Source organism: uncultured Phenylobacterium sp., assembly GCF_902826855.1.
Lineage (GTDB): Bacteria > Pseudomonadota > Alphaproteobacteria > Caulobacterales > Caulobacteraceae > Phenylobacterium.
This window is the reverse complement of sequence record NZ_CADEGK010000238.1, coordinates 1-6,377: the sequence shown is the minus strand read 5'-3', so window position 1 is coordinate 6,377 and position 6,377 is coordinate 1. Positions and strand designations below refer to the sequence as shown.

Below are 6,377 nucleotides of genomic sequence, written 5' to 3'. Positions count from 1 at the left end.
TCCAGGAACTGGTCGTCACCGCCCAGAAGCGCGAAGAGAACATCCGCGACGTCGGCATGTCGATTCAGGCGGAATCGGGGGATCGGCTCAACAAGCTGGGCATCCGCGACACCAACGACCTGCAGAAGATCGTCCCCGGCTTTCAGGCGTCGCCGACCTATTACGGCACCTACGTCTTCACGATCCGCGGCGTCGGCTTCCAGGACACGTCCCTGGCCGGACTTCCGACCGTCAGCGTCTACCTCGACGAAACGCCGCTAACCTTCTCCGCTCTCACCAACGGCGCCACCCTCGACCTCGAGCGGGTGGAGGTCCTGAAGGGACCGCAGGGCACGGTGTTCGGCAACAACGCCACCGGCGGCGCGATCAACTACATCGCGCGCAAGCCGACGGATCACTTCACCGCGGGCGCCGACGTCAGCTACGGCCGGTTCAACGACGCGGACATCATGGCCTTCGTCAGCGGCCCGATCAGCGACACGCTGTCCTACCGAGTGTCCGCGCGCATCAACCAGAGCGGCGAATGGCAGAAGGCTTACTTCTCCCGCAAGGGCGAGCCCTTTGGTGGCAAGGACTTCCTCAACGGGCGGGTGATGCTCCAGTGGCAGCCGACCGACAACTTCAGGGCGAACCTCTCGGTCAATGCGTGGCAGGACCAGGGGTGGAGCCAGCTCGGGCAGCTGTATGGGATCGCCGTTCTCAGCCCGCTAGCACCGCTGGCGCCGGCCATCCGCGACTATCCGCTCGCGCCCCGGAACAACCGGGCGGCCGACTCCAACGTGTGCGTCAACAACTCGCCGTTCAATCCGATCGCCAACCAGGAACTCGGAACGCTGCTTCCGAACCAGAACCCAACCCTCATTAACCCGCCGCCACTTTCGCAGGGCCCTGGCTCCGTGGCTCAAGCCGGCGGCCAGCCCACGAGCTGCCAGCCGGCGCGGAAGGACAATAGCTTCATCGGCACGGCCCTGCGGCTGGAGTACGACCTGGGCAACGACATGACCCTGACGTCGCTGTCGTCGGCCCAAAGCTTTAGCCGCAAGCAGGCGATCGACGGCGCGGGCATGGCCATCGCGGACTACCAGAGCCTCCAGCACGGCAAGATCGAGACGTTCTTCCAGGAAATCCGCCTGAACGGCAGCTTCGGCGGCAAGGGCGCATGGCTCATCGGCGGCAACTACGAGTACACCGAGACCTGGGATCAGTTCCTCCAGAGCTACAACGCGTCCACGGCCAGTCCGACCCTGTTCGCCTTCAACGCAGAACTCGGCGTCAATTTCGGCTTCCCGCTCGGCCCCACAAAACCGACCAACGTGCAGGAGACCGATACCTACGCGGCATATGCCCACGTGGAGTATCCCGTCCTTGAGAACCTCATCGCCGTCGGCGGCATTCGGTACACCGAGTACAGCAAGCTCGGTGGGGTCTGCGGTAATGATAGCGGAGATGGTAGCTGGGCCTACGTCGCGTTCCAACTGCAAATCTTGGCTTTCAATAGCCCAAGCCCCGTGCTCTCGCCCCCGAATAGTTGCGCCTCGACTGGCCCGGGACCCACATTCAATTCACCGCCCAACGGTCAACTCTTCTACTCGCGTCTGAAGGAGGACAACCTATCCTGGCAAGGAGGTCTCAATTGGAAGTTCTCCCAGGATCAACTGGCATATGTGAATATCTCGAAGGGCTATAAGGCAGGTTCATTCCCGACAGTTGCGCTATCAACCTTCCAGCAGACCCGTCCGGTCGTTCAGGAAGCCTTACTCTCCTACGAAGTGGGCGCGAAACTCCTTCTCATGGAGCGCACGCTGCAGTTGAATGGGGCCATGTTCTACTATGACTATACGAATAAGCAGATTCTGGGCGCCATCAGTGATGTAGTATTCGGGGCCCTGCCGGCGCTTGTGAACGTTCCGAAGTCGCGGGTTCTGGGCTTTGAGCTCTCGGCGGTCTATGCGCCCGACTGGCTTGAGGGTCTGACCGTGCGGCCGTCCGTCAGCTACCAGGACACCAAGATCCTGAGGTCGGGCAAGAACACCTGCGCACCGCCGCCGGCACAGAGCGATCCGACCGTGCCGGGCTTGGTCACCTGCATACCAGGCAACTACTACAACTTCGACGCCTACAGCCAGTACGCCGACTTCACGGGCCAGAAGTTCCCACTGGCGCCGAAGTGGCAGGGGTCCGTGGACGCCGAGTACCGGTGGAGCCTAAACGACCAGATGACGGCCTTCGCCGGCGGATCGGTCCAGTTCGTCACCAAGACGAACAACTTCTTCGTCAACGAAACGCCCATTCCGGCCTTCCGCAACGCCGGGATCTCCGGGGTGTTTCCGATCTTCGGCGGCTTCGTTACCTGCGCGGGCACCCCGTCGCCGGCGGCCGTCGGGCCCTGCCCGACCAACCATCCCAACGACCCGCTGAAGCTGAAGGGCTATGCCCTTGTGGACCTAAGGGCGGGTGTCGATGGTGGCGCGTGGACGGCTCAGGCCTGGATGCGCAACGCCACCAACAAGCACTACTGGACGTCCGCAGTGCACGTAAACGATGTGCTGCTGCGCTACACGGGCATGCCGCGTACCTACGGCGTCACCCTCACCTACCGCTTCGAGTAGGACAATTGGGAGGAGCCGGCTCAGCCGGCTTCTCCTCCTTCTTACGAGGCCACTTGCACATGTGCGCGCCGAGCGTCAGCGCCGTGGCGGCGCCAGGCCCCTCATCCCGGTTGCACACCCGACGGGGCACCCGCTGGGCTTGAAGACCGTACGCTGTGGTTTCGACGGCGTGGCCCGGCCTGACAGGCCCAGCCTGTGCACCTTGCCGATGACGGCGTTGCGCGTCTCGCCCCCAGCTGCTGGGCGATCCGGCTGGCCGACAGGCCGTCCTGCCAGAGCTTCCCCGGAAGTTCGATCCGCTCTTCGGTCCAGCCTAAGGTCGACATGGGACAATCTCCTGACGCGCTCTCTGCGAGCGCACCCGGAACCGCCCTTCCTTCACCGCCGATCGCCAAGGTCCAGCGATGTCTGACTTTCCGCGGCCGCGGTGGCCGCCGGCGTTGGCGCCGCGCTGAATGCCAGCAGGTAGTCAACCGCCCGCTGGGCATGGCCGGAGGCTTCCATCAGCGCGTTCGGACGCGACTTGAGAACCTTCGCCCCGTGCGCGAGATAGGTCGCATGGCTGTCCATCAGCCGGGGCCGAAGGCCGATCTGCCGGCCGATCGCGCACGCGGCGATGTCTGCCACCAGCTCCTCGAAGGCGTAGGCCTCGTCGCCGAAACGCTTTCCGAACTCCCGGTTCAGGCGGTGCGCCGCCCCAGACCAGTGGACGGCTTCATGGGCTTTGGTCGCCAGGAAGCCGTCGACGGTGATGAACGTCTCAGGCGCCGGCAGGCGGATGAAGTCGCTGGCGGGACTGTATAAGGCGCGCGCGCCCCCGAGTTCGATCCGCGCAGGGATGGCGTACAGCATGTGGTTGCGGGCGGCACCCGGGCGACCGGATCGACCTTCGGCGCCGCCAGGTAGCGCGCCGGGCAGTCGGTCAGGTCTGCGGCGTTGAAGACCGCGTAGGTCTTCATGTACCGCGCAACCCGGGCTTCGCCGTCTGCGGGATCATGGCCGAATCGCGGTCCACGAGCCGCTTCTTGAAGAGGATGGCCGGCGCCGCCTTGGCCTCTTTGCGAACCGGGGCTCCGATTTCCAGCGCCTGGCGAAAGGTGAACCAGTAGGGCGAGCTGCAGCCTCGCACGGAGCCGGCGAACGCCAGCAGCCAGGCGTTCGAACAGGTGAAGGGCTCGCCGTTCGACCGCAGGGATCGGCGCCGTTCGCCCAGGGCTGGCGCCACGGCGGTGTGCCGGCCTCAATGCGCGCGACGATGTCGTTCATCAGCTCGGTGAAGGACAGGGTCATGGGAAGGGTCCTGGTCCCCGCCGGCGGAGGGCGCTTCCCTCCAGTCTCCACAGGCTCGCGAGCCCGCGCCCTCCCTTCGCCGATAGGCATGGGGAGTGCATTGGCCATTCAACGCATCAGGTAGGATCCTCGCCCGCTGGCCACCAGCCCCTCCGAGGGGCCGAACAATTCGGCCGAGGCGACCGAGGGGTCCGGCCCAGTTTCACCACTTCGGAACGCACCCGGATCGGCCCCGCCGTCGCCGGGCGATCGTAGTCCACGTGCAGGCCCGCGGTCGCGCTGACCGCCGTGGTCTGGGTCAGGATGGCGTACATGCCGGCCAAGTCGATGAGGCTTGCCAGGACGCCGCCGTGCGCCGACCCGATCCGCGGATTGGAGACGATCTCGTCGCGCCACGGCATCTCGATCTCCAGACGCCCTTCGCCTGAGCTGAGAATCCGCAGCTCGAGCCAGGCATGAAACGGCGCAATGCCGAGCGCCCGTTGCAGGGCGTCGCCATCGAGCCCGGGCGGTAGCGCTGCGTCAGCCATTCTGCGGCTCCGCGGCGTCTACGCGGGTCAGGAAGCTCACAACGGCCTCGATGAACGCATCATTGCGGTCCCCGGCGACCATATGGCCGGCGTTCTCGACATCCGTGAACCGGGCGTGGGGCACGGCGGCGAGGAAGGCCTTTGCGGCGTCCGCGGACACCAGTTCACTCATCCGGCCACGGATGAGGTGCACCGGTATCCGCACGGCGCCCATACGGGCGGCGAAGTCTGCCGTGGAGTGGCCCTCGCGGCCCTCCCGCACGCTCGTCACGAACCGAGGATCCCAGTGCCACCGATAGCGGCCATCGGGGTGGCGGCGCAGGTTCTTGTCCAGGCCCTTGAGGTCCTTCGGGCGCGGTCGGTTGGGCAGGTAGCTGGCGATGAACTCGGCGGCTTCCTCTAGGCTGCCGAAGCCGCTTTCGACGCGCTCCGACATGAAGCCCATGACCTTGGCCACACCGGCCGGTTCCATCTGCGGCGTGATGTCGACCAGGGTGAGGGACGAAAACGTGCCCGGCGCCGCAACCGCCTCGACCATCATGCCTGCAATGCCGCCCAGCGAGGCGCCCACAAGCGCCGGACGATCGCCAAGTTGCGCGGCGACCTGGATTAGGTCTGCAGCGAAGCGCTGGATTTGATAATCCCCCGTCGGCGACCAGCCGCTGTCGCCATGACCGCGCAGGTCGAGTGCGACGGCGCGCCAACCGGCCTCAGCCAGCCTCACGCCGGTCTTGGCCCAGGCATGCCGCGTCTGGCCGCCGCCGTGGGCGAGCAACACGGTCCCTCGTCCCCGCGTACCGTAACAGTCGGCCGCGAGGGCCAGGCCCTCATCACCCAGGAAGATCTCCGACCGGTGGTTCGTCACGCGCTCATCCTTCCACTGCAAGGCACATAATGATAAGGCGCATTACATCTCATGGCTACGCGCTCAAAACCAGTCGATGTTCAAGCCGCCACCGCGCCCGATCCGGCTCGCCAGCGGGCCTATGCGAGCTTCGATACCGCCTTCGCGCTGGCCGAGGTCACGCGACTGCTACGATCGGCGTTCGATCAGCGGATGCGCAATGTCGGCCTCACGGGTTCGACCCGGCGGATCATCACCTATCTCTCGCGGGAGGATGGGCAGACCCAGGCCTCGCTCGCCAAACGCCTCGACATCACCCGCGTCGCGCTCGGCGAGGCGGTCGACCGGCTCGAGAAGAGCGGCCACGTCAAGCGCCGGCCCGATGCTGCGGATCGCCGCAAGTGGCGGGTTCACCTGACGCGCAAATCCCGTGACCTGCTCCCCGAGATGTTCGCCGCCGCCGACCAGTTGCAGGCCGAATGCTTCCGCGACTTTTCCGATGCGGAACTCCTGAGGTTGCAGGCGACCCTCGGCCGCCTGCGCGCGCGCTTGACGGACATAACCATCGAGTCCCCCGACGACGAGGCCGCTGAATGAAGGATACCGTTGAGGCTCATGTTGAGGAGGGCGTGACCGTGGCGAGTCCCCAGCGGCGGCAGTCGTTTCTGCGCCGCTGGCGTGTCGCGCTGATGATCATCGGACCCGCGATCATCCTGGCGGTCGTTGCGTATCTCGTCCTGATCAGCGGTCGCTTCGAAACCACTGACAACGCCTACGTCCAGATCGCCAAGGCCCCCGTGGCCCCATCGATCGCGGGGCGGGTCGTCGAGATCTACGTCCATGAGAACCAGTTCGTGCGACGTGGCCAGGTGCTGTTCCGGCTGGACTCGCGCGACTACCAGGCCAACGCCCAGGCCGCCGCCGCCCAGGTCGCCAACATCGGCCTGCAGGTGGACGCCGCCCGCGCCGCCTATCGCCAGCAGCAGGCCAGCGTTCAGGGCGCTCGCGAAGCCCTCGCCTATGCCATCCGCGATGCGGCCCGCCAGCGTCAGTTGGCGGCCGCGGGCGTCGCATCCCAGCAGCAGGCCGACCAGGCCGACCACG

General features: G+C 65.9%; 7 protein-coding genes and 1 pseudogene. 3 read left to right on the top strand and 5 right to left on the bottom strand.

The features are described 5' to 3' along the window. Positions 1-2,609 (top strand): TonB-dependent receptor (locus QZV94_RS22005; RefSeq protein ID WP_293681989.1); only part of this gene is annotated, 2,609 nt, incomplete at its 5' end. Between the two features lie 46 nt (positions 2,610-2,655). Here the strand turns inward: QZV94_RS22005 and QZV94_RS22000 are convergent. From QZV94_RS22000 to QZV94_RS21980, 5 genes and pseudogenes are all read right to left on the bottom strand, one after another. Beyond that, positions 2,656-2,935: pseudogene (locus tag QZV94_RS22000) on the bottom strand (GcrA family cell cycle regulator); the annotation flags it as partial. Between the two features lie 52 nt (positions 2,936-2,987). Continuing rightward, positions 2,988-3,461, bottom strand: a complete 474-nt coding sequence (locus QZV94_RS21995) for a zincin-like metallopeptidase domain-containing protein (RefSeq protein WP_293681986.1) — start codon at positions 3,459-3,461, stop codon at positions 2,988-2,990. Positions 3,462-3,564: 103 nt separating this feature from the next. Next, positions 3,565-3,834: an ArdC family protein gene (locus QZV94_RS21990; protein ID WP_293681983.1), complete on the bottom strand. Its 270-nt coding sequence runs from the start codon at positions 3,832-3,834 to the stop codon at positions 3,565-3,567. Between the two features lie 181 nt (positions 3,835-4,015). Further along, positions 4,016-4,429, bottom strand: a complete 414-nt coding sequence (locus QZV94_RS21985) for a hotdog fold thioesterase (protein ID WP_293681980.1) — start codon at positions 4,427-4,429, stop codon at positions 4,016-4,018. Further along, positions 4,422-5,294, bottom strand: coding sequence for an alpha/beta hydrolase (locus QZV94_RS21980; protein WP_293681977.1), 873 nt, complete (start codon positions 5,292-5,294; stop codon positions 4,422-4,424). The genes QZV94_RS21985 and QZV94_RS21980 overlap by 8 nt, the downstream gene beginning before the upstream one ends. A 51-nt stretch (positions 5,295-5,345) precedes the next feature. On the opposite strand from QZV94_RS21980, the gene QZV94_RS21975 reads away from it, so the two are divergent. Together QZV94_RS21975 and QZV94_RS21970 are read left to right on the top strand one after the other, a co-directional pair. Beyond that, a complete protein-coding gene (locus QZV94_RS21975; RefSeq protein ID WP_293681974.1) occupies positions 5,346-5,870 on the top strand; it encodes a MarR family winged helix-turn-helix transcriptional regulator in 525 nt (174 codons plus the stop codon). Next, a partial coding sequence (locus tag QZV94_RS21970) for a biotin/lipoyl-binding protein (protein ID WP_293681971.1) occupies positions 5,867-6,377 on the top strand: 511 nt, incomplete at its 3' end. The genes QZV94_RS21975 and QZV94_RS21970, both read left to right, overlap by 4 nt.